Source organism: Flavisolibacter nicotianae (genome assembly GCF_003628535.1).
Taxonomy (GTDB): domain Bacteria; phylum Bacteroidota; class Bacteroidia; order Chitinophagales; family Chitinophagaceae; genus Flavisolibacter; species Flavisolibacter nicotianae.
On the sequence record NZ_RBCI01000001.1, the window covers coordinates 213,519 to 235,613 of the forward strand.

A 22,095-nucleotide genomic window follows, 5' to 3' on the forward strand; every position below is an offset into this window, starting at 1 on the left:
TGCTAGGGTTGATCCAATGCCCCGTCGATCAGTTTTTCCAGGGTTTGGAGCCGGCTGCTCACGTTGTCCATGTTCAACTGGTTGGATATGGCTGCATTTTGCTCGGTGGCAAACCACACCAGCACCATCGCAATGTAGTCCTGCATATCCTTCCCCGCAAAGGCCGTCTTGAATTCAACGATCTTATCGTTGATGGTCTTTACCGTTTTGCGCACCACTTCTTCATCTTTGGGCAGTATGCGTACACGGTAGGTGCGGTCGCCGATCACGAGGTTGGTGGGAATAAGTTCTTCGTTCATGGGAGAAAAGCTTCAGGCTGTTAGCTGCAAGCTACAAGCAGAGAGATCAATGTAAAGTCTTGTAGCTTGCGACTTGCAGCTCTAGTTATTCACTTAAATAGGCAATGGCCCTGTCGATTTCTTTGATATACTGAGTCAGCTTTCGCTCAAAGGTCTTCTTGTCTTTTTCCGACATTTCGCCGGCAGCGAGTTTGACGATCGCGAGCTGCTGCTGCATTTCTTCCATCCTGCGCTGCGTGGCCAATTCCCGCTGTTTCGACTGCTCCAGTTCCTCCTTTAGTTTTTCGGTTTCCCGCTGCAAACGGTTTTGCCGTTGCAGGAGTTGCTGCAGCTTTTCGTACAGGGTGGTAAACTGTTGGTCAACGGTCATTGCTTGCGGATTTCGGCACCGATGTTTTTCTCCAGCGTGTTCATGATCTTGTTCATCCAGCCGTCGATCTCCTTATCGGTGAGGGTTTTTTCTTCGTCGAGAAAGGTAAAGTTGACCGCCAGCGATTTTTTGTCGTGCCCGAGCTTCTCGCTTTCGAAAATATCAAAGAGGCGAATGTCCTGCAACTGGCGGATGCGAAGCTGTTTGATTTGCGCGGGAATTTCGCCGTACTGCAGGCTTTTGGGCACCACCATGGCAAGATCCCGCTCCACCTGCGGGAATTTTGAAAGCCCTTTGAACTGCACACGGCTCGTGGTGTTTTGCAGCAGTTCGTCCCAATATAGGTCGGCAAACAAAACCGGCTGCCGGATATCGAACCGCGACGCAAGGGATTTTTTCACCAGCCCGATTTCCCCTACTTTTTCCTTTCCGACCAACACAACGATAGAGGCATCGAAATCGCTGTTATCGCCTTTTTCAAAAGCAGCACCTTTTATATTCAATGCCGTGAACAAGGCCTCCGCCACACCTTTCAGGTAGTAAACATCGGCTGCAGCGCTTTTCCCTTTCCAACTGCTTTCCACCAATTGGCCGCTGGCGTACAGACAGAGATGGTTTGCTTCGGCATATTCACCCACGCCGCTTGTGCTGTAGGTCTTGCCAAATTCGAAAAGCCGCAGGTTGTTGTTTTTGCGATTCAGGTTAAAGGCGATCACTTCCAGTGCCGTTTGCAACATTGAAGGCCGCAGCATGTTCAATTCGTTGCTCAAATTGTTCAGCAGCTTCACGGAATTTTTCAATTCCTCTTCGGTAAAATAGGCGGCGTTGGTAATGGAATTGGTCAGGATTTCGGTAAAGCCTGCGCCGGTTAATACACCGGCTGTTTTCTCCTTCAACCGTTCGCCCAGGTAATTCTCTTCCACGGAAGGTGTGATCGTAATGGAAGTCGGAATTTCAATGTTGTCGAGACCATCGATGCGCAGAATTTCCTCTACCACATCGGCGGGAATGCTGACATCGGGCTTGTGGTGCGGCACCTGCACCACCATGGCATCGATGCCTTCTTTTACAATGGTGAACTGGAGGCTTTCCAGGATCGACTTCACCGTTTCGGGATGATACAGCTTGCCACTCAGTTTGCGCAGGTACTGGTAGGGCAGCACCACTTCTTTTTTGGGTTCCGGCGACGGGTAAACATCCAGCACTTCGGAAGCGATGCTGGCACCGGCCAGCTCCCTGATCAGCATGGCAGCTCTCTTCAGGACATTGGCCGTATTGGAGATGTCTACCCCTTTTTCGAACCGCGTGGCGGCGTCGGTACGCAAGCCGTGACGGAACGAGGTTTTGCGGATAAACGTTGGATTGAACCAGGCGCTTTCCAAAAAGATGTTGGTCGTGTTTTCCGTTACGCCACTGTGCAGGCCACCAAATACACCGGCAATGCACATCGGTGAAGCCTCGTCGCAGATCATCAGGTCTTCACTGCTTAACTTTCTTTCTTTTTCGTCGAGCGTGGTAAACGAAGACCCATCCGGCAGGGTTTTCACCACGACCTTTTTGCCGCCGATCTTGTCGTAGTCGAAGGCGTGCAGCGGCTGGCCGGTTTCGTGCTGGATATAGTTGGTGATGTCGACGATATTGTTGATGGGACGAAGCCCAATGGCCTTTAACCGCTCCTGCATCCACCGGGGCGAGGGGCCGACTTTGACATTGGCAATGCAAACACCCGCATACCGTTTACATGCTTCGGTGTCTTCCACGGTTATGGTGATATCGAGTGAGGGCTGATCGACCTTGAACGCCACATCCGGAATCACCGGTTTTGCCGGCAGGCCGTCGTGATGCGACAGGTAAGCGCAAACATCCCGCGCCACGCCCCAATGGCTCATGGCATCCATGCGGTTGGGCGTCAGCCCGATCTCGTACACCACATCGCTGAACGGCTTGAAATAGTCGGCAGCCTTCATGCCCACTTCCACATCACCAGGCAGCACCAGGATGCCCGCATGCGACGTGCCCAACCCGATTTCGTCTTCGGCACAGATCATCCCGTAGCTTTCCACGCCGCGGATCTTGGCCACCTTCATCGTCAGCGGTTCACCGGCGGCCGGATAGATCGTTGTTCCCACCGTTGCCACCACCACTTTTTGTCCCGCGGCTACGTTGGGAGCTCCGCATACAATCTGCAGCGGCTCGCCACCCACGGTCACCCTGGTCAGTTTCAGCTTATCGGCATTGGGATGTTGCTGCACGTCCAGCACTTCACCAAGCAGAAGGCCCTGCAGTCCGCCCTTTACTTCTTCAAACGATTCCATTTTTTCCACTTCCAGTCCAATGGATGTCAGAATGCCGGAAAGCCGCTCCGGCTCAATGTTTACAGGCAGGTACTCGCTAAGCCAATTATAGGAAATCGTCATTGATACGCAGTATTTAAGAGCGGACAAAGATAAAGGACAGATCGGAGTTTGGCGTTTGAGGTTGTCCGTAGCCGGTTGCCTGGGGTTCCAGCATCCTGCCGGCCGTCGGAGCGGACCTTCGTTTGAAAAACAAGCGATCTAACCTGATAAACTGTTCACCCGTTGTGCCACCCAACGGAAAATGCCGGCACACCACTGGCCGCTGGCCGCGACTCCGCTCTGCCGGGCAACCTGCAATAAAAGTCGCGAGGCATTCCGGCCTTTTTATTTTTGAATTGTAACCTCTTTGCTACCTTGGTTGTCTTAAACCAAAAGACGTTTTATGAGAATTCTCCTGATTGCCTCCGCCGCTGCCCTTCTTTTATCTTCCTGCCGGTATTTCGGCGGCGAACGCATTGATGGCAATGGCCGGGTGGTAACCGAGCAACGCAACGTGGGCCGGTTCAACAGCGTTGATGTGGGCGGTGCCCTGGAAGTGCGTGTGCGCCAGGATGCAGCAACCTCCGTCAAAATCGAAGCCGACGAAAACCTGCAGCAATACCTCGAAGCCTATACCGAAGGCAATACGCTTACGATCCGGCAAAAACACGGATACAACCTTGACCCGAGCCGGGAGATCATCATCTATGTTTCGGCACCTGCCTTTGAAGACCTGGACGTTTCCGGGGCTTCCAAACTTATTGGCGAAACACCCATCACGGGTAACGAACTGGGACTGCATGCCAGCGGTGCCAGCGAGATGAACCTGGCTCTGAAAGTTTCCAAACTCGACACCGAAGTTTCCGGTTCCAGCACGATGGAGCTAAAGGGAAGCGCCTCCCGCTTTTACACGGAAGCCACCGGTGCCAGCAGGGCCAGGTGCCTGGAGCTTGCAACCGATGAAGCAAAAGTTGACGTATCCGGCGCATCGGATGCCGAGGTCACGGCCAACAAACAACTGGACATCGAAGCCAGTGGGGCCAGCCATGTCCGGTATCGCGGCAATGCCAACATCAACCAGAAAAGTTCGGGTGCTTCCGGCGTGGAAAAAGTTTCCTGACACCGAACGGCCGGCATTTAAAAACACAGCCGTTGCCCGTTGCTTTCTTTCCTTCGCGGCAATCCGCCTGCTGATTTAAAACGTAATTTGTGACGCTTAACAGCGTCACTTTTTCTATGCCCTTCGAAGAAAAAAACATCTCGCTTTTGGTGAACCCGCTTCACCCCTGTGCGCTGCGTGTGGCAGATGAAATTGCGCTGCTGCTAAAAGAGAAAGCCATTGCGCACACGGTCTTCACAACGGAATGGCCGCAAAACTGGGTGGATGTAACAGAGGCCTGGATCGTCGGTGGCGACGGCACGCTGCATTATTTCATCAATCGTTACCGCCAGTTCGATCTGCCCATGGCCATCTTCAGGGGCGGCACGGGCAACGATTTTCACTGGCTGTTGTATGGCGAGATTTCCGTTGCCCAACAAGTGGAGCAGGTCTTAGCGGCAACACCCCGGCCGGTCGATGCGGGCCTTTGCAACAACCGTCTTTTCCTGAACGGTGTGGGAATCGGGTTCGATGGCAAAGTTGTGCAGGACCTGGTGGGCAAGAAAAAGAAAGCAGGAAAAACAACCTACCTGCTAACGGTGCTCAAGAACCTTTTTACCTACCAGGAATTTCTTTGCAGCGTGAACACGGAACGGTTTCACTGGGGCAAAAAATGTTTTATGATCAGCGTGGCCAACGGCAGGCGCTATGGCGGCGGTTTCCAGGTATCGCCGCAAAGCCTCGTTAACGACGGCCTGCTGGACACGAATATTGTCGGGAGCCTTCATCCCTTTTTGCGATTGAAATATTTGCCGGTGATCGAAAAAGGCAAACACCTCAACCTGCCTTTTATTACCTATGTCAAATCGTCGATGGTCATTGTAAAAGGACTGAAAGAACTGCCGGCCCATGCCGACGGCGAAGCGTTTGCAGCCACCGAATTCAATATTGAATGCTTACCAGCGCGGTTTCTCTTTCTTTATTAACTCCACCTGCCTTGGTTTGTCGAAGGCCTTTACCAGCAACAGCCCGGCAATGAAACCGCCAATGTGCGCCGCGTAGGCCACACCCGAGGCATCGTCGCCTCCCAGCATTCCCAGGCCGCTGAGCACCTGGAACACAAACCAAAGTCCCACAGCGATAACAGCCGGTACAGCCACAATAAAAAAGAAGATCCAAAGTTTAACGCGACGAGCCGGGAACAAGAGAATGTAGCCACCCATCACTCCCGATATCGCCCCGGAGGCGCCGAGGCTGGGCAGGAATACGCTCTGCGCCGTATAGGCCGTAAACAACACATGCGACAGGCCGGCCAGTACGCCGCACAGCAGGTAAAACGTAAAGTAGCGGCGATGCCCCATGGCGTCCTCGATGTTGTCGCCGAAGATGAGAAGGAAAAGCATGTTGCCAAACAGGTGCGCCCAGCCGCCGTGCATGAACATGGAGGTGAACAGGGTGAGGTAGACATTGATTGGTGTAACCTGCAGCCCCGGTATTTGAATCCGTTCGCCTGTCACCACGTCGGTCAGCACTTTGGAATGCGATACCACATCATGGCCTGTCAGGATTTCGGCGGGCACGGTGGCATAGGCATAGGTGAAGCGCCAGTCGGTGCCCATTTTCTGCAAAAAGATAAAGACAAGGACATTGATGGCAATAAAAAGATAATTGATATATGGCGTTGTTCGCCTGTCGCTGTTATCATCTCCGATCGGAAAGAACATGAATCTGTTTTATCGACCTGTTGCAAATGCTATTCCTTTACATCGTCCGCGGTTCGAAGTTCAACGTATGCTGCCTGTTCTTCGCCTTTCCTTCGTCAGCACCGGCATCTTCCGCCAATGAAAAGACAACTGCGAGAACCCAACCCCGAACATCGAATGTCAAAGCAAAAACGGCCTGTGTGGCAAAATGTCGTGTTTTTGGGCCGGGCCTGGTATTTGTTAGCCTACCTTCCAGTAAATTGCTAAAAATCTAATACAGACGATATGAGTTTTCCTTCCGAATTTGAAAAATATGCCGTTAAGCACAAGGGGATTTCGAGTAACACATTAGATAGTTATAACAAATATCTCGTTACCGCTCTGACGCCCAACATCATTGAGGAGCGTCCGATGAACGTCGCCGTGATGGACGTTTACAGCCGCCTGATGATGGACCGCATCATCTTTCTGGGTTATCCCATCAACGATGAAGTGGCCAATATCATCACGGCCCAATTGCTGTTTTTGGACAGCACCGACCGCACCCGCGACATCAACATGTACATCAACTCTCCCGGCGGCAGCGTGTATGCCGGCCTGGGTGTGTACGACACCATGCAATATGTAACTCCCGATGTTGCCACCATCTGTATTGGCATGGCGGCCTCTATGGGCAGTGTCTTACTGGCAGCCGGCACCCACGGAAAGCGTGCTGCACTAAAACATTCCCGCATCATGATGCACCAGCCCAGTGGCGCCATTGGCGGACAGGCAACCGACATCGAAGTAACGGTGAAAGAGATCCGCAAGATCAAGCGGGAACTGTACGACATTGTGGTTAACCACTCCAACCAAAGCTTCGAAAAAGTGGAAGCCGACTTCGACCGCGACTACTGGATGACGGCCATCGAAGCAAAAGAATATGGCCTGGTGGATGAAGTCTTACTGACTAATCCCCGGAAAGAGAAAAAGGAGCAGTAATTCAAAATTCAAAAGTAAAAAGTATGGTCATAGCGTTTCAGCCAACCAGTTGAATTTTGACCTTTTACTTTTGACTTCAACCGAAATTTAAACCTAAAAGAACGATACGATGAGCTATCAGGATTTATTGATGAACAGATATATGCATACCATGCAACCACAGCCCGAACCCGGCGTTCCCGGCGAACCGGAAGAACCGGATGAGGAAAAAGAAGAGCGGGCCGAAGTGGATACCCGCATGCTGTACAAGCGACTGGAAAAATATTTCTTCGAGACACGTGCAATCTACCTCTGGGGTGTCGTGGACGATAAGTCAGCCAAGGATGTGGTGACGAAACTGCTGCTGCTGGAAGCCGACAAGCCCGGCAAGGAGATCAAGTTTTTCATCAGCAGCCCCGGCGGCTCGGTTACCAGCGGCATGGTGATCTACGATACCATGAAACTGATCTCCTCCCCCGTGAGCACAATTTGCATGGGCCTGGCAGCCTCCATGGGCAGTATCCTGCTGAGCGGTGGCGAAAAAGGCAAGCGCTATATTTTCCCGAATGGCGAAGTGATGATTCACCAGCCTTCGCTGGGTGGCCACATCCAGGCAGTGAGCGCCGACATGGAAATCCATGCCGAGCAAATCCTGCGCACCAAGGAAATGGGTGCCCGTATCCTGGCAGAAAATACCGGCCAGACCATCGAACGCATCCGCAAGGATTTTGAGCGGGATTACTGGATGGATGCACAAAAAAGCATCGAGTATGGCATCGTGGACAAGATCATGGACAAACTGATTTAAGATCACCACGGCTTTTGGCCCCCTTGATCTCCTAAAAGCCTCCCCGCCCTCCAAAGGAGGGAGTGGCATCTGCACAGACCCTTGCTTTTGCACGATACTTCAAAGCCTCCATCATTCATTTTGATGGAGGCTTTTCTTTGCCCCGGCGGGGCATCGTATTAATAGAAAAAGAATTGTAGCGGGAATGTAGCTCCGAAGGAGCGAAATATTTATGTTTCCAGTAACAGAACAGCCATGAAGCTTCCGTTACACAGTTTATCCTGACAAAGGAAGGGCTCCGTTCAACGTTCGGAACACAGATGGACAAAAAAGGAATTCCATCCCTTGAAGGGATGGAATTCCTTCGCTTAAAATAGCCTCTTGCCTAAGCCGGCTTTGTGGATTGCGGCTCCCTCTCCCCGGAAAGAGGGCCGGGGTGAGGTGACCATATATTCCTAATAATCCTATAAATCAAGGCCCTGATCGTCGCTTCCCACAAATGATTTGTCTATTTTTGTCGGCTGAATGCAGCTTTTGGGCTGCTTTTGGTTTCTACTACTAGACAATACCCAACATGGCGAAAAATATTTTACACTGTTCGTTCTGTGGCCGCAGCCGGGATGAAGTCCGGATATTGATTGCGGGGCAGGAAGGACATATCTGCGAGAATTGTGTGGACCATGCCCGTGAAATCATCGAGCAGGAGCTGATGGTGCGTGACGACAAGGCCTCTGCCCAATCTGCTTTCAAACTGACGGTGAAAAAACCCATCGAGATCAAAAAATTCCTCGACGAATACATCATTGGCCAGGACGAAGCGAAAAAAGTGATGGCCGTTGCCGTTTACAATCACTACAAGCGCCTTCAATACAAAGCGACCGACACCCCAAAAGACGAGATCGAAATTGAAAAAAGCAACATCGTCATGGTGGGTGAAACCGGTACGGGTAAAACTCTGCTGGCCAAAACCATTGCCAAGCTGCTGAACGTGCCGTTTGCGATCGTCGATGCAACGGTCTTCACCGAAGCCGGCTACGTGGGCGAAGACGTGGAAAGCATCCTCACCCGGCTGCTGCAGGTTTGCAACTACGACGTGGCGGCTGCCGAACGCGGCATTGTATACATCGACGAGATCGACAAGATTGCCCGCAAAAGCGACAACCCGTCCATCACCCGTGATGTGAGCGGCGAAGGTGTGCAGCAAGGAATGCTGAAGCTCCTGGAAGGAACCGACGTGCTGGTTCCGCCGCAGGGCGGTCGCAAGCACCCCGAGCAAAAGCTTATCAAGATCAACACGCAGAATATTCTCTTTATCTGCGGCGGCGCCTTCGACGGCATCGACCGGATCATTGCCCGCCGGGTACAAACCAACACCATCGGTTTTAACGTGGACAAGGTGCAACAGGACAGCATGAAGAAAAACCTGCTGCGCTACGTAAACGCACAGGACCTGAAAGCCTTTGGTTTGATCCCGGAATTGCTGGGACGTTTGCCGGTTGTGACCCACCTGGACCCGCTGGATGCATCGACCTTGCGGGCCATCCTGACCGAACCGAAGAATGCCCTGATCAAGCAGTATATGCGCCTTTTTGAACTCGAAGGTATCCAGCTCCGCATCGAAGAGGATGTGCTGGACTTTATGGTGGAAAAAGCCGTGGAGTACAAACTGGGTGCAAGAGGGTTGCGCAGCATCTGCGAAAATATCCTGACCGATGCCATGTTTGAACTGCCTTCTTCGAAAGAAAAATACTTTACGCTTGACCTCGAATACGCCCAGCGCAAGTTCGACAAGAGCAAGATGAGCCTCTTGAAAGTTGCCTAATGTGCAAATTCGCAAATGTGAAAATTTGAAAATGGAAGAAAGCTAAATGCAGTATACTTCATTTTCAGATTTTCACATTTTCATATTTTCAAATTAACACCCATGTTTGGACTCAGCAAAGACAATGTACAAGGCCAGGTTGGCGAGTTGGTAGAACGTTTAAAGAGCGGTGCCAACCTTAATGACGAACAGGCACAAAAAGTGCTGGAAACCATCAAAAGTTTCGTGGTAGAAAAATACCCGATGCTGTCAGGCGCCGTAAACAGTATGTTTGGTGACAAATAATTGTCATTGCGCAACGGCCCTCTTTTTTTTCAACGCTGCACCATTTTTTTCTTTCTCTTTCTGCTTTGCTCCTGCAAGGAAAGAGAAGAGCGAAAGGTGCAGCGTTCGTTTTATTACTGGAAAACCGCTTTTCACCTCTCCCCCGGCGAACACGAAACACTCAACAGGCTTTCCGTACACCGGCTTTATGTCAAATTCTTCGACGTGGAGTGGAATGGCGAACGCAACGCTCCGCAGCCGGCCGCCAAAAGCATCTTTCAGCAAAAGCCGCCGGCCGGAATCACTATAACGCCGGTTGTTTTCATCACGCAGGAACCGCTGCAAAAATCCAGTCCGGCCCAGTTGGATACGATGGCAGCCAACATTGCCAGACTGCTCCAGTCACTTGCCACCAGCAACCAACTAGCGCTTTCGAATGAAGTGCAAATCGACTGCGACTGGACAGCGGCAACGAAAGAAAACTATTTTCACTTCCTGCAGGCAATCCAAAAGCAGCCCTTCGTTCAAAACAAGGTTCTTTCAGCCACCATTCGCTTGCACCAGTTAAAGTTTCACAGTCAGACCGGCGTGCCACCGGTGCAAAAAGGCCTGCTCATGTGTTACAACATGGGCAACCTGCGCTACCCGCAAACTAAGAATTCCATCATCGAAGAATCTGAATTCAAAAAATACATCGGCCACATAGAAAACTATCCCCTGGCGCTGGACGTGGCCCTGCCCATTTTTGATTGGTATATCCTCTTCGACGGTAACAATTACAAGGGCCTGGTGCGGGACTTTTCTCCCGGCAGGACGTGGGCCAAAAAAGACCGGATTGAATTTGCTTCGGATACGCTCATCAGCGGGTACGCCTTTCGAAAAGGACAATGGTTGCGCCATGAACGAAGCGATGCAGAAACCATAAGAAACTGTGCGGCGCTGCTCGGTAAAAAAATCAAAGCGAACGAACTCACTGTAATTTTATACCACCTCGACGAGGACAACCTGACCAATTACACACTGCATGAACTGGAAAGCTTTTACAATCGCCTGCGTTAGTGCCGCGGCCATCTTTTTTCCCCTTAACGGTTTTACCTGCGCCGACTCGGACGATCCGCATGATTATTTCACGTCCTTTTTCAGCCGCAAGCTAGCCGCGGAACCCGTGTACGAACCGTTTTATTACACGGCCCTCCTGGATTTCTATGATGAAGATGGTTACTGGAGGCGTGAGGATTCCATGGCCTTTGTCAACAACAGCGTTGCCCGGGAATGGACTGCTTACGGCAAAGCGGACAGTGTCAAAGCCGCCGTTCAATTGGTGTATAAAACAAAACCGGCGGAGCTGCAGTCACTCGTGGACTGTATCCGTTCCGGCAAGCCCATTCCGGCTTCATTGGCAAAAAATGCGCTGGCAAGAAACCTTGTGCGGGATAAAAAAACAGAAGCCGTCAATTACCTGGTTTTTGCCACCCAAACAGAAAAGGTCAGCTCGTCCACCGATTGGGAAGCGAACCTTCACGACAGCCTGCAGATCGACAAATTTATCGGCGAAGCCAATGCCGCTTTCGCAAATGCCAAGGACCCGTTCCTCAAAAACAAATATGCTTTTCAGCGCTGCAAGCTGGCGTTTTATAACAACCGGTTTACGGACTGCATTCGCTGGTACGACGACTATTTCACCGAATCCAGTACGGCAGCCGTTGCGCAACTGGCACTTTCTTACAAAGCCGGCAGTTTGTTCAGGACAGGCAAACTTGCCGAAGCGGCTTATACTTACAGCAAGGCTTTCCTGCTTTCCGATCAAAACAAAAAAAGCAACTACCTCGGCTTTTTGTGGGCCAGCGATTTTTGCAACCAGGATTTGATCCCGGCCTACACGGCTCTTTGCAAAAACACGAAGGAAAAAGCAGGCATGACCGCTCTATTCGGCCTGTATGGAACGGGTTACCGGCTGGACGTTTTGCAAAAACTTCATCAGCTCGATCCGTCTTCCACCTTCCTGCCGCTGCTAGCCACGCGGGAGATCAACAAGCTGGAAGAGCAGTACCTCACACCATTGCTTGACAAAGAAAAAGGCGGCAAATCGCTTTACGGAAGCTGGATATGGAACGAGGACGATTCAACAAAGGCTAAAGCAGACGACAGGGCGCAGGTAGTAAAGACCGCACAGTTTTTTGAAACATTGCTCAACGAAAAATCGCTTCCGCACCGCGGCCTTTACGGTGCCGGCGCTGCCTACCTGCATTTTGTGAACAAAGATTACGAAGGCGCCAAAACAATCCTGGCAAAAGCAAGTGCAGTACCCGTTGACGAGAAGACCAAGGAACAACTCCAACTAATCAACCTGTTGATTGCGGCCAACGAAGACAAGACGATCGCCAAAGAAAGAGAATCTCAACTGCTGCCTTCACTGAAATGGCTGGTGCAAAAAGCAAAAACGGACGGGGATTACCAAATTTTCTGCCGCAACTTTTTTTCGCAGATCCTGGCGCAGAAATACGAGCAGCAGGGCAGTATTGCCAGGGCGGCGCTGGCCTATGCCTTGTCCGATATGGCTTTTTTGTACAAAGGAAAGCGGGACGATTATTCGTACGGAATGGCACTTGGGTTTGCACGGGAAGAAATGAATACCGCAAGCCTGCTCGATTTGTACAACATCATGACCGCACCGGCCACGGAAACGGAAAAGTTCCTGGTGCAAAATGCGTCCATCCAACGCGACGATGTGATCGATGTCATTGGCACCTCGCACCTGCGTGACCGCAATTATTCAAAAGCCATCGAATGGCTAAGCAAAGCGCACAAGCTGCAACCGCTTGTTGAAAGCCAGTACAACTACCAGACCGACAAAGAGACCACCGTCAACGTAGATCCCTTTCACGATTACCTGAACGACTGGCAGCGGCTCAGCAAATCCGTTGCCGTTCCGTATACCAAGCTGACGCTGGCCAAAAAGCTGCAGGAAATGGACACAAAGATCCGGAGCGGCGCAGCGGTGGCCGACAAAGCCCGCCTGTATTACCAGTATGCCAGTGCCCTGTACAACCTGAGCTATTATGGCAACAGCTGGAACGCCGTGGCCTATTACCGCACCGGCGGCGACTGGAACGAAGGCACCTATTCATTGCCCTGGCAGAAAGAATATTTCGGCGTGTCTACCGCCAAAACGTTTTACCAGAAAGCCTACGAGGCGGCCACCGACAAAGAGTTCAAAGCGGCCTGCCTGTTTATGGTGGCCAAATGTGCACAACGGCAAATACCCCGGCCAACATATGAATACAACAGCAATTACGAAGCGTACGAAAAAGCAGACTCTCTTTTCCAGCAAAAATTCAAAAACAATCTTCTGTTCGGTCGTTTTCAATCCGAATTCAGTACCACACGGTTTTATCAATACGCCTATAACCGTTGCAGTTACCTGCGGGATTATGTAAAGCAAACCGCACCGGCGAAGCGGAGGTAAAAGAGGGATATTAGATATTGGGATATTGAGATATTGAGATATTGGGATACTTGCGTAGGGTGACTTTTTTGGAAGGCCTTGCGGGTAGCAAATGGACCGTCTGTTTTGACGACTTTTCCTACACCATTCACAAGCCAGCACGCACAACTGGGTTTTTCGTTTGCTGACAGCTTGCAGCGAACAGCTAGCGGCTTCTTTTGTATCTTAGAAAAAACAAATACCATGGTACAAGACTTAATCAACCAGATTGTAGAAAAGACAGGCGTTCCGGCCGACAAGGCACAGCAGGTGTTGGGCGTCGTGGCCAGTTTTGTCAAGCAAAAATTTCCCATGATGGCAGGACAGATCGATTCGGTGCTTGGCGCAGGCGGCGGCCAGGCCGGTGGCAACACCAATGCGGAAGGCGGCAGCAATTTTATGGGCGATATCGGCGGGAAACTCGGTTTTTAAAATAGCAAAAGGCCTTCCCCTTGGAAGGCCTTTTGTTGATGCGTCGTTGTGCTTTTATTTCGAACCCAGTTCCGGCTTCAGGAACAGGAGTTCTCCCCACTGGTGGCTTACGCTGGTTTTGAAAATTTCGAGGTAGCGTTTCCAGGCATCCTCGCCCCCGTTTGCCTTGGCAAATGTTACGGCCAGCGGTGGCCTGAAGGCCGTTTCTCTTTCCTTCAAACCCTGCTTGTACATCGTAATGGTCATGAATTGCGGTTCTCCCGACGAACTACTTTGAAAGACAGCCACGGACTGGTCTGTGTCTGTCCAGTTTTTTTTCATGGCCTTGTACCACTCCTCTACGTCTCCTATGTAGCCGGGCTTTTGATAAAGATGGTTGATGGCAATCTTTCCGGTGACCGCCGACAGGTCGGCCGTGCTCAGGTCGAGCCGGTAACTAAAATAGTCGCTGCGCATTTTGTCGGTCAGCAAAGGCTGGACGTTCATTTCCCAGTCGTCCATGTGGGCCTTGCTGATGTCACCCCGGTTGTCGATTCCCTCCCAATTGTTGGGACCTTCCGCTACCATGTATCCACCGGCATCCGGTCCGCTTTCAATGGAGAAAACCATCCACCGCACATCGGCTTTATGGTATTTCTGGGCATGAGCACCGACGGCTTTTTCAAACAGGGTCACCTTGTCGGCTTTGGGAAAATAGCGTGAAACGGTGAGGACGCTTTTCTCCTGTGCAAAAAGCACCACTGGCATAGCCAGCAATAACAGGAATTGCTTTTTCATGTGCAATTGTTTTAACGTTAATCAATAAGAGGCCGCGTTGGTCAGGAGGAAAACAGCGGTTTAGAAGGGAGAATTAGACGGTTAAAATGACAAGAGAAGTTATCCGAATTTACACCTGTTTTTTCAAACCCTACCCGGCAGATTTGAGAATCTGCAGCCCGGAAACTTTCTTACATTTAAGTATTGCGACGTTTTAAAACCCGGGATCATGAACGACATGCGCTTCTACCAGGATCTCCGGCCCGTGAAACTCCCGCTTGCAACTGTTTTTTGCCCGCCCAATTTTTATGCTGTCCCGGCCGGGTGGCATGTGATCATTTCCGATGTAAAGAACTCCACACTGGCGGTGGCAGAAGGCCGTCACAGCGATGTCAATCTTGTGGCAGCCGGCAGCCTTATTGCCGCCTTGAACGTGGCCAAAAAATACCGGATCGAAGTGCCCTTTTTCTTTGGGGGCGACGGCAGCACCTTGCTGGTACCGGAAGCGGTTCACAAAGAAACCATGGACGGGTTGCTGGCACACAGCCGCAACAGCAAAAAGAATTTTGGACTGGAGATGCACATCGGCAGCCTGCCCGTACAGGCAATCTGGGATGCCGGCCATTCTCTCCGGCTGGCGAAGCTTGCCATCGACCCCGCTTACAGCAAAGCCATCGCGGTGGGTAGCGGGCTGCGGTTTGCCGAACAAACGATTAAACAGAAAGGGGTGGATCAAGCCGATAGGCTGCCGTCGAACGCCCAACTGAATTTAACCGGGCTGGAATGCCGCTGGAACAAAGTGGCCCCGCCCCGCGAAGAAGCCGAAAACAGTTGCTACCTGATTGAAGCGCCCAATCCGGAAAATCAACTTCACGTGTATACGGCGGTGTTTGCCACAATTGAAGACATCTACGGCGACCTGCAAAAACGCACCCCGTTGAGCATGGAGCAGCTCAAACCCCTGTACAACTGGCAAAAGCTGAAAAAAGAAATGCTGGTCAAATTTGGCCGGTGGAAGCCGGCCTACCTGCTGGAAACATTCCTGCGGATGGTCTTCGGCGTCTTTTCGTTCCGGTACAATTGGGATATCGGCGGCATCCGGGCCAACGATTACTTGGCACAACTGATTGCCCATGCCGACACGCTGACCGTTGAGGGACGCATCACCACCATCATTTGCAGCACGCCGGACAAGCACGGGCAGTTCCTCGATTACCTGTCGCAGGAAGAGCAAAAAGGCCTGCTGGTCTTTGGTCACCATGTCAGCAAGGAAAGCATCATGACCTGCTATATCGAAAACCGCAATGCCAAGCACATTCACTTTGTCGACGGCGCCGATGGCGGGTATACGGAAGCTTCGAAAGAATTAAAAGGCAAGCTGAAGAAATTGCACCTCGTCGAGTGAAGCGCTACGCTATAAAACACCCGGCGGCAAAGGGGGTGGCAGAACAAGAAAGAAGGGATTTGTTGACGCACACTCACACCGGTTTTTTCGATAAATCGACATACACGATCCGGTGCGTTTTTTTGCTAAAACCATCCGACGAAAACAGTTTTTTGAAGAGGAATCCCAGGCCGAAGGCGCCGCCGGCGATTCCAATCCGGCGTAAATTCTTGCCATCGGTTAGTGGCAGGTCGAACAGGGCGCCGTTCAAAACATTCAGTGCAAAATAGCCGGCGCCACCGGTCATGAGCATGGGACTGACCGCACGCTGCAAAAAGCTTTTGCGGCGATTCAGCAAAATGCGTTTGATCTCCCTGACAGGCATACCCACGAGTGTGGTGGCGACCGTATCTTTCATATATGTGCCCCAGGCAGTGGGGTAATAACGGATATCGTACAGCAGCAGGAACAGGCTGTCGTTGCGAATGTTTTGTACCGGGCCATTCAGGTAACTGCCATCGGTTTGCTGCAGAACGATCTCCGAACCGGTGTAAAAATTTTTCAGCACCCGCCCATTCCAGTTCCGAACGCTGATGTAATCGAGGCTTTGGGCAAAGGCCGTTTGCAGGGAACAAAGAAACAGGAAGAGAAGCAGCGGTTTCATGTCCTGAAGCTACACGCTGCACCCCTATCAAAAGGTTAATTTCCGGATGTTGAATTTCCGGCCTGCTGTTTCTACTTTTAACAAAGCAATTCTTTTCAGCAAGGCAGGTTCTTTCCCTGTTTTCTGTAAAAGATCGTGCGACAAACCACCACCACGCAGCCACCCTTTTTTACATCACTAAAATGCAGAAACATGAAAGCATTTTCCGTAAAAGGAATTGGCACGCTGGTGAAAGATTCCTTCAAAAGCTTCCTGGACGACAAGGTTCCGAAGCTCGGTGGCTCGCTGGCCTATTTCACAATCTTCTCCATTGGCCCCATGCTGCTGGTCATCATTTTTCTCGTTGGAATTTTTTTGGGGAAACAGGCGGTTGCCGGCTCGCTGCACCAGCAAATGGAACAACTGGTTGGAACTGGCGCCGCACAGCAGATCCAGGAGATCATTAAAAACGCCGCCATCAGCAAGGGTGGCTCACTGGCCTTTATCGTAGGGTTGGTCACCCTGCTGCTGGGCGCCACGTCCATCTTTACCGAAATCCAGGATTCCATCAACGGCATCTGGCAGCTGAAGGCAAAGCCCAACCAAAGCTGGTGGCACACCGTCAAAATCCGCCTGCTTTCGTTTGGCATTGTGGCCAGCATCGGGTTTTTGCTGCTGGTATCGCTGGCCGCCGCTGCGTTTATCGAGGGCCTGGGCAAAAAATTACAGGAGCTTGTTCCCGGTGTTGGCGTGCTGCTTTTCTACATCATTAGCCAGGCGCTCACCCTGCTGACGGCTTCGTTTTTGTTTGCCCTGATTTTTAAACTGCTGCCATCGGCACAGCTGCGGTGGGGACAGGTATGGCCGGGTGCCATTGTTACGGCGCTGCTCTTTATGTTCGGCCGGTTTGCCATTTCTTTTTACATCAGCCAAAGCGATTTTGGCAATGCGTACGGCGCGGCCGGTTCGCTGGTGATTGTGCTGGTATGGGTCTACTATTCTTCGCTGATCCTTTATTTTGGTGCCGAGTTCACCAAAGCCTATTGCAACCGGTTTGGCACCGGCATTCTGCCCAATGCGTATGCCGTTTCCACCCGGGTAGCACCAATCGAAGCAACCAATGAAAAGCCCGATGCAAATAAGGTTTGACGATCTTTAAAACAAGAAGTCCCGCTTTTCAGCAAGATCTATTTGGTTCGGAAACATAGGTTGGTTCGACCGTCCAAACCATCCTGCTAAGGCGAATTTTAGATTGCGATCAATGGAAAGCTCCGGAGGACTATTGAAAAGGGTGTGGTAGACATTTGTAAAGAACAGCGTCCTGCCCTGCGAGGGCATCCGACGACATTTGCTCCGATACGGGTTATTACCCAGGTCTGAAAGCATCAGCAGAAATTTGTCGGCAGCGGACGGCAAGGCGCTACGAAGCGCAAACAGAACGTTGACGCAATGAAGTTATTTTCAATGAAAGACAGTTACCTTGTTGCGCAGACACAGCAATCGTTGTAAACCAGCCGGCCCTTCTGCAATAAAATGTACGCACGATGATGTCAACAGATACAGTTATCGCCCAAACAAAAAAATGGATTCTTGATGTGGTTATTGGCTGCAACTTTTGCCCCTTTGCGGCCAAGGAAGTCAGGCGGGATAGCATTGCCTATGAAGTAGCAACGGATGGTCAGCCAAAACTTGTTTTGCAAAAACTGCTGGCGGCCTTTGAAAAAATGAAGGATGCGACTTCGATAGAAACCTTCCTGTTGATTCTGCCGACTGGTTTTGGATCGTTTGCTTCTTACCTGAAACTGCTGCAGGCTGCCAACGGCCTGTTACGGAAGAAAGGGTATGAAGGGGTGTATCAACTGGCTTCCTTTCATCCCGATTACCTGTTTGCCGGAAGCCGGCCCAATGACCCGGCAAACTATACCAACCGTTCGCCTTACCCGGTGATCCAGATCCTCCGGGAAAGTTCCGTAACCCGTGCGGTGGAAAGCTATCCGGATACCTTGAAGATCCCGGAACGCAATATGACTTTTGCCACTGAGAAAGGCATTGCGTTTATGAAGGACTTACTGGAAAACAGCAAGAAGCAAAATCGTTTGTAGGACGCTATTAAAACAAAAATCCCGCCTTGCAGCGGGATTTCTTTTATTCACCATCGTGAGTCAGTAAACAACTTTTCTTAACTGCAACCCATGCTGTTGCCGCAGTTCAAACATTTGTAACACGTTCCGCTTCTGACCGTGATATGTCCGCAGGTGTTACAGGCCGGTGCATCGCTTTGCATGCTCTTGGCCGCCACGTTCACTGCGTCCATCGCAGTTACCGGTTTGGTGGCTGCGGCATGTGCCTTCACGCTTTGCGGCGTGCTGGCCACCACCCGTACGCTGGATAACTCGGGTTGCTTCACGGGCTCATCCCAGTCTTCTTCGCCGGTGTTGCTCACCTCCGGCTTGTCCAGCACATGCACGAGGTCTGTGCGGTTCAGGTATTCGTAACCCAGAAGGCGGAAGATGAAGTCGATGATCGACGTTGCCGATTTGATGTTCGGATGCTCCACAAAGCCGGCGGGATCGAACTTGGTGAACACGAATTTCTCCACGTATTCGTCCAGGGGCACGCCGTACTGCAAGCCGACGGAGACCGCAATGGCAAAGCAGTTGAGCATGGAGCGCATGGTAGCGCCTTCCTTCGCCATGTCAATGAAAATTTCACCCAATGTACCGTCGCCGTATTCGCCGGTTCGTACAAAGATGGCCTGGCCGTTGATCTTTGCTTTTTGCGTAAAGCCGCGGCGCTTGGCCGGCAGGGCACGGCGCTCAACGATCTTGGCCAACTGGCGTTTCAGTTGCGTATCCGGTGAGGACTGTACACGTTTCTGCACTTCTTCGAGCAACTCCTGCACAGTGAGTTTGCTCATGTCGACGATCGTGGAATCAGATGACGGATGACCAGTGGTTGATGCCAGTGTTTTTTCCTTGCTCTCATCTGTCACCTGTGTGCTGTCATCTTTTTTCTTTTTGTCGCTTTTGTTGCTGAGCGGCTGCGAAAGCTTGGAACCGTCGCGGTAGAGCGCACAGGCTTTCAGGCCCAGTTGCCAGCTCAGGAGATAAGCATCGGCGATTTCTTCCACTTCCGCTTCGTGCGGCAGGTTGATGGTTTTGGAAATGGCGCCGGAGATGAAGGGCTGCGTTGCACCCATCATGCGGATGTGGCCGTGTGCATGAATGTAACGTGTTCCTTTTTTGCCGCATTTGTTGGCACAGTCGAACACCGGGTAGTGTTCCTGCTTCAGGAACGGTGCACCTTCCACGGTCATGGTACCACACACGAAATCGTTGGCGGCTTCAATTTGCTCGTCGGTAAAGCCCAGGGCTTCCAGCAGGCTCCATTCGAAATTGTAGTATTGTTCGGGAGTGAAGCCCAACCGCTGCAGGCATTCTTCACCGAGGTTGTACACGTTGAACACAAAGCCGATCTCGAAGGCACTGCCAACCGCTTTGTCAAGCTTCTTGATTTCATCGGCGATGAACCCTTTTTCGCTCAGCGTTTGGTGGTTGATGTGCGGCGCACCGGCAAAACTTCCGGTACCAACGGCATATTTAATAATGGCATCGGTTTGTTTTTCGTTGTAGCCCAAATTTTTCAGGGCCACGGGAACCGACTGGTTGATGATCTTGAAATAACCGCCACCGGAAAGTTTCTTGAATTTCACCAGGGCAAAATCCGGCTCCACACCCGTTGTGTCGCAGTCCATCACCAGGCCGATGGTTCCTGTGGGAGCGATCACCGTAGCCTGGGCGTTTCTGTACCCGTATTTTTCTCCTAATTCCACGGCATCATCCCACGCCTTGCAGGCGGCTTTCAGCAGGTAGTCGGGGCAGTACTGCGCCTTCAGGCCCTGCGGCTTCAGGCTCAGGCCTTCGTAACTGTCGGCATCGTAAGCAGCCAGGCGGTGGTTGCGCATCACCCGCAGCATGTGCTCGCGGTTTTCTTCGTAACGGGGGAAGGCGCCGAGTACCTGCGCCATCTCGGCGGAGGTTTTATAGGCAATTCCGGTCATCACCGCGGTAACGGCACCGGCAATGGCTCTTGCTTTTTCGCTGTCGTACGGAATGCCGCTCACCATCAGCACCGTTCCGAGGTTGGCATATCCCAGTCCCAGCGTTCTGTATTCGTAGCTCAGTTGCGCCACTTCTTTGGAGGGGAACTGCGCCATCAGCACGGAGATTTCGAGTACGGTTGTCCACAGGCGGCACACGTATTCGAAGCCTTCCACATCGAGTGTATTGTTCTCGAAGTTGAAAAACTTAATCAGGTTGGCCGATGCCAGGTTGCAGGCCGTGTTGTCGAGGAACATGTACTCCGAGCAGGGATTGGACGCCCTGATCTCGCCGCCTTCGGGGCAGGTATGCCACTCGTTGATGGTGGTATTATATTGTGTTCCGGGGTCGGCACAACGCCAGGCCGCGTAGGAGATCTGGTTCCACAATTCTTTGGCGGGAATACGCTTCATCACGCGGCCATCGGTGCGGGCCTTCAGTTCCCAATCCTCGCCTTTTTCCAGTTTCTCAAAAAACGAATTGGGGATGCGAACGGAGTTGTTGGAGTTTTGTCCGCTGACGGTGCGGTAGGCTTCGCCTTCGTAATCGGACGCATAACCGGCTTCGATGAGGGCGGCTACTTTTTTCTCTTCTTCCACCTTCCAGTTCACGAACTCCACGATCTCGGGGTGGTCGATGTCGAGGCACACCATCTTGGCCGCACGGCGGGTAGTGCCGCCGCTTTTGATGGCACCCGCTGCACGGTCGCCGATTTTCAGAAAGGACATCAAACCGCTGGAGGTACCGCCGCCACTCAGCTTCTCACCTTCGCCGCGGATGTTGGAATAATTGGTGCCCACGCCTGAACCGTATTTGAAGATGCGGGCTTCGCGAACCCAGAGGTCCATGATGCCACCGTCGCCGACCAGGTCATCCTCCACACTTAAGATGAAGCAGGCATGGGGCTGCGGACGTTCGTAAGCAGACGTTGACTTTTTTAGTTGCCCGTCCGTTTGATCAACATAATAGTGTCCCTGCGGCTTGCCCTTGATGCCGTAGCTTTCGTAAAGGCCGGTATTGAACCACTGCGGGCTGTTGGGCACACACATTTGGTTCAGGATAGAATAAACCAGTTCGTCGTAAAAAACCTGTGCATCTTTTTCGGAAGCGAAGTAGCCGTACTTCACGCCCCACGCCTTCCAGCAGTTGGCCATGCGGTGCGCCACCTGCTTCACCGAAGTTTCCCGCCCGAGCGAACCATCGGGCTGGGGCACGCCGGCCTTGCGGAAATATTTCTGGGCCAGGATGTCGGTAGCGATCTGGCTCCATTGTTTGGGGACTTCCACGTTGTTCATCTCGAACACCACCTCGCCGCTGGGATTGCGGATCACCGAAGTGCGGTAGTCGTAGTCAAATTGATCGAAGACGGTGATGTCGTCGCGAGTGTACTTACGGGTGAACGTAAGTCCGGATGTTGGTTTTTTAGCACTGGCCATGTCCAATTTTTTATATTGATTGAGGTAATTTGTCGTTTCGTAGCCCGTCGAAAAAATCTTAAGGCGGACGACGAATGTAGATTTACCTATCGGAAAAAAAGGGCCAGAGATATGCACATTCGTGGATAAATGGTGTGCGGAAAAATGGTGGTGCTGACTGGATGTGCATTCGCTTCAAAAAGCCGCTTTAAAAAAAGCAACGCCTGTCAAAAACAGGTCT

Annotated in this window: 19 protein-coding genes; 12 read left to right on the top strand and 7 right to left on the bottom strand. The window is 51.7% G+C overall.

The features are described from left to right. Positions 1-2: 2 nt before the first annotated feature. From D6024_RS00870 to pheT, 3 genes are all read right to left on the bottom strand, one after another. Positions 3-299, bottom strand: coding sequence for a cell division protein ZapA (locus tag D6024_RS00870; protein WP_121352283.1), 297 nt, complete (start codon positions 297-299; stop codon positions 3-5). Between the two features lie 85 nt (positions 300-384). After that, on the bottom strand, positions 385-669 hold the full coding sequence (locus D6024_RS00875; protein WP_121352285.1) for a hypothetical protein: 285 nt from the start codon (positions 667-669) through the stop codon (positions 385-387). After that, positions 666-3,086 carry a phenylalanine--tRNA ligase subunit beta gene (gene pheT, locus D6024_RS00880; RefSeq protein ID WP_121352287.1) on the bottom strand — a complete coding sequence of 807 codons (2,421 nt, stop codon included), beginning with the start codon at positions 3,084-3,086 and terminating at the stop codon, positions 666-668. Before pheT ends, D6024_RS00875 begins: the two co-directional genes overlap by 4 nt. A gap of 322 nt (positions 3,087-3,408) precedes the next feature. On the opposite strand from pheT, the gene D6024_RS00885 reads away from it, so the two are divergent. Together D6024_RS00885 and D6024_RS00890 are read left to right on the top strand one after the other, a co-directional pair. Further along, entirely contained in the window at positions 3,409-4,125 is a 717-nt protein-coding gene (locus D6024_RS00885; protein ID WP_121352288.1) for a head GIN domain-containing protein, read from the top strand. A gap of 89 nt (positions 4,126-4,214) precedes the next feature. Then, positions 4,215-5,090, top strand: coding sequence for a diacylglycerol/lipid kinase family protein (locus D6024_RS00890; RefSeq protein ID WP_162944453.1), 876 nt, complete (start codon positions 4,215-4,217; stop codon positions 5,088-5,090). On the opposite strand, the gene D6024_RS00895 is transcribed toward D6024_RS00890, so the two are convergent. Beyond that, positions 5,061-5,828, bottom strand: a complete 768-nt coding sequence (locus D6024_RS00895) for a rhomboid family intramembrane serine protease (protein ID WP_121352292.1) — start codon at positions 5,826-5,828, stop codon at positions 5,061-5,063. The genes D6024_RS00890 and D6024_RS00895 overlap by 30 nt on opposite strands. Positions 5,829-6,092: 264 nt before the next feature. On the opposite strand from D6024_RS00895, the gene D6024_RS00900 reads away from it, so the two are divergent. From D6024_RS00900 to D6024_RS00930, 7 genes are all read left to right on the top strand, one after another. Then, on the top strand, positions 6,093-6,788 hold the full coding sequence (locus D6024_RS00900; RefSeq protein WP_121352294.1) for a ClpP family protease: 696 nt from the start codon (positions 6,093-6,095) through the stop codon (positions 6,786-6,788). A 151-nt stretch (positions 6,789-6,939) separates the two neighbouring features. After that, complete coding sequence (locus tag D6024_RS00905; RefSeq protein WP_240409903.1) at positions 6,940-7,575, top strand: ClpP family protease; 636 nt, start codon at positions 6,940-6,942, stop codon at positions 7,573-7,575. A gap of 553 nt (positions 7,576-8,128) precedes the next feature. Continuing rightward, positions 8,129-9,376: an ATP-dependent Clp protease ATP-binding subunit ClpX gene (gene clpX, locus D6024_RS00910; protein ID WP_121352296.1), complete on the top strand. Its 1,248-nt coding sequence runs from the start codon at positions 8,129-8,131 to the stop codon at positions 9,374-9,376. A gap of 102 nt (positions 9,377-9,478) precedes the next feature. Continuing rightward, positions 9,479-9,661, top strand: a complete 183-nt coding sequence (locus D6024_RS00915) for a hypothetical protein (protein WP_121352297.1) — start codon at positions 9,479-9,481, stop codon at positions 9,659-9,661. A 6-nt stretch (positions 9,662-9,667) separates the two neighbouring features. Continuing rightward, positions 9,668-10,699: a hypothetical protein gene (locus tag D6024_RS00920; protein ID WP_121352299.1), complete on the top strand. Its 1,032-nt coding sequence runs from the start codon at positions 9,668-9,670 to the stop codon at positions 10,697-10,699. Continuing rightward, positions 10,665-13,106 (top strand): hypothetical protein, encoded by a 2,442-nt coding sequence (locus tag D6024_RS00925; RefSeq protein ID WP_121352300.1) that lies wholly within the window; start codon positions 10,665-10,667, stop codon positions 13,104-13,106. Before D6024_RS00920 ends, D6024_RS00925 begins: the two co-directional genes overlap by 35 nt. 222 nt (positions 13,107-13,328) lie before the next feature. Then, a complete protein-coding gene (locus D6024_RS00930; RefSeq protein WP_121352302.1) occupies positions 13,329-13,556 on the top strand; it encodes a hypothetical protein in 228 nt (75 codons plus the stop codon). 54 nt (positions 13,557-13,610) lie between these two features. On the opposite strand, the gene D6024_RS00935 is transcribed toward D6024_RS00930, so the two are convergent. Further along, positions 13,611-14,333: a hypothetical protein gene (locus D6024_RS00935; protein ID WP_121352304.1), complete on the bottom strand. Its 723-nt coding sequence runs from the start codon at positions 14,331-14,333 to the stop codon at positions 13,611-13,613. Positions 14,334-14,541: 208 nt separating this feature from the next. Between D6024_RS00935 and D6024_RS00940 the strand changes: the two genes are divergently transcribed. Continuing rightward, a complete protein-coding gene (locus tag D6024_RS00940) occupies positions 14,542-15,717 on the top strand; it encodes a DUF3095 family protein (RefSeq protein WP_121352305.1) in 1,176 nt (391 codons plus the stop codon). A 73-nt stretch (positions 15,718-15,790) separates the two neighbouring features. Here the strand turns inward: D6024_RS00940 and D6024_RS00945 are convergent, their stop codons facing one another. Then, on the bottom strand, positions 15,791-16,360 hold the full coding sequence (locus D6024_RS00945; RefSeq protein ID WP_121352307.1) for a hypothetical protein: 570 nt from the start codon (positions 16,358-16,360) through the stop codon (positions 15,791-15,793). 192 nt (positions 16,361-16,552) lie between these two features. On the opposite strand from D6024_RS00945, the gene D6024_RS00950 reads away from it, so the two are divergent. Then, positions 16,553-17,488 (top strand): YihY/virulence factor BrkB family protein, encoded by a 936-nt coding sequence (locus tag D6024_RS00950; RefSeq protein WP_121352309.1) that lies wholly within the window; start codon positions 16,553-16,555, stop codon positions 17,486-17,488. Positions 17,489-17,883: 395 nt separating this feature from the next. Continuing rightward, complete coding sequence (locus D6024_RS00960; RefSeq protein WP_205573203.1) at positions 17,884-18,441, top strand: DUF1415 domain-containing protein; 558 nt, start codon at positions 17,884-17,886, stop codon at positions 18,439-18,441. A gap of 77 nt (positions 18,442-18,518) precedes the next feature. Here D6024_RS00960 and D6024_RS00965 read toward each other — a convergent pair whose 3' ends face one another. Then, positions 18,519-21,875, bottom strand: coding sequence for a vitamin B12-dependent ribonucleotide reductase (locus tag D6024_RS00965; RefSeq protein WP_121352313.1), 3,357 nt, complete (start codon positions 21,873-21,875; stop codon positions 18,519-18,521). Positions 21,876-22,095 lie beyond the last annotated feature (220 nt).

Excerpts from the sequence above, each read along its gene's own strand:
- D6024_RS00925 (WP_121352300.1), top strand. The coding sequence starts at position 10,665 with ATGAACTGGAAAGCTTTTACAATCGCCTGCGTTAGTGCCGCGGCCATC.
- D6024_RS00900 (WP_121352294.1), top strand. The coding sequence starts at position 6,093 with ATGAGTTTTCCTTCCGAATTTGAAAAATATGCCGTTAAGCACAAGGGG.
- D6024_RS00965 (WP_121352313.1), bottom strand. The coding sequence starts at position 21,875 with ATGGCCAGTGCTAAAAAACCAACATCCGGACTTACGTTCACCCGTAAG.
- pheT (WP_121352287.1), bottom strand. The coding sequence starts at position 3,086 with ATGACGATTTCCTATAATTGGCTTAGCGAGTACCTGCCTGTAAACATT.
- D6024_RS00950 (WP_121352309.1), top strand. The coding sequence starts at position 16,553 with ATGAAAGCATTTTCCGTAAAAGGAATTGGCACGCTGGTGAAAGATTCC.
- D6024_RS00895 (WP_121352292.1), bottom strand. The coding sequence starts at position 5,828 with ATGTTCTTTCCGATCGGAGATGATAACAGCGACAGGCGAACAACGCCA.
- D6024_RS00870 (WP_121352283.1), bottom strand. The coding sequence starts at position 299 with ATGAACGAAGAACTTATTCCCACCAACCTCGTGATCGGCGACCGCACC.
- D6024_RS00930 (WP_121352302.1), top strand. The coding sequence starts at position 13,329 with ATGGTACAAGACTTAATCAACCAGATTGTAGAAAAGACAGGCGTTCCG.
- D6024_RS00935 (WP_121352304.1), bottom strand. The coding sequence starts at position 14,333 with ATGAAAAAGCAATTCCTGTTATTGCTGGCTATGCCAGTGGTGCTTTTT.
- D6024_RS00940 (WP_121352305.1), top strand. The coding sequence starts at position 14,542 with ATGAACGACATGCGCTTCTACCAGGATCTCCGGCCCGTGAAACTCCCG.
- D6024_RS00885 (WP_121352288.1), top strand. The coding sequence starts at position 3,409 with ATGAGAATTCTCCTGATTGCCTCCGCCGCTGCCCTTCTTTTATCTTCC.
- clpX (WP_121352296.1), top strand. The coding sequence starts at position 8,129 with ATGGCGAAAAATATTTTACACTGTTCGTTCTGTGGCCGCAGCCGGGAT.
- D6024_RS00875 (WP_121352285.1), bottom strand. The coding sequence starts at position 669 with ATGACCGTTGACCAACAGTTTACCACCCTGTACGAAAAGCTGCAGCAA.
- D6024_RS00960 (WP_205573203.1), top strand. The coding sequence starts at position 17,884 with ATGATGTCAACAGATACAGTTATCGCCCAAACAAAAAAATGGATTCTT.
- D6024_RS00945 (WP_121352307.1), bottom strand. The coding sequence starts at position 16,360 with ATGAAACCGCTGCTTCTCTTCCTGTTTCTTTGTTCCCTGCAAACGGCC.
- D6024_RS00915 (WP_121352297.1), top strand. The coding sequence starts at position 9,479 with ATGTTTGGACTCAGCAAAGACAATGTACAAGGCCAGGTTGGCGAGTTG.
- D6024_RS00905 (WP_240409903.1), top strand. The coding sequence starts at position 6,940 with ATGCAACCACAGCCCGAACCCGGCGTTCCCGGCGAACCGGAAGAACCG.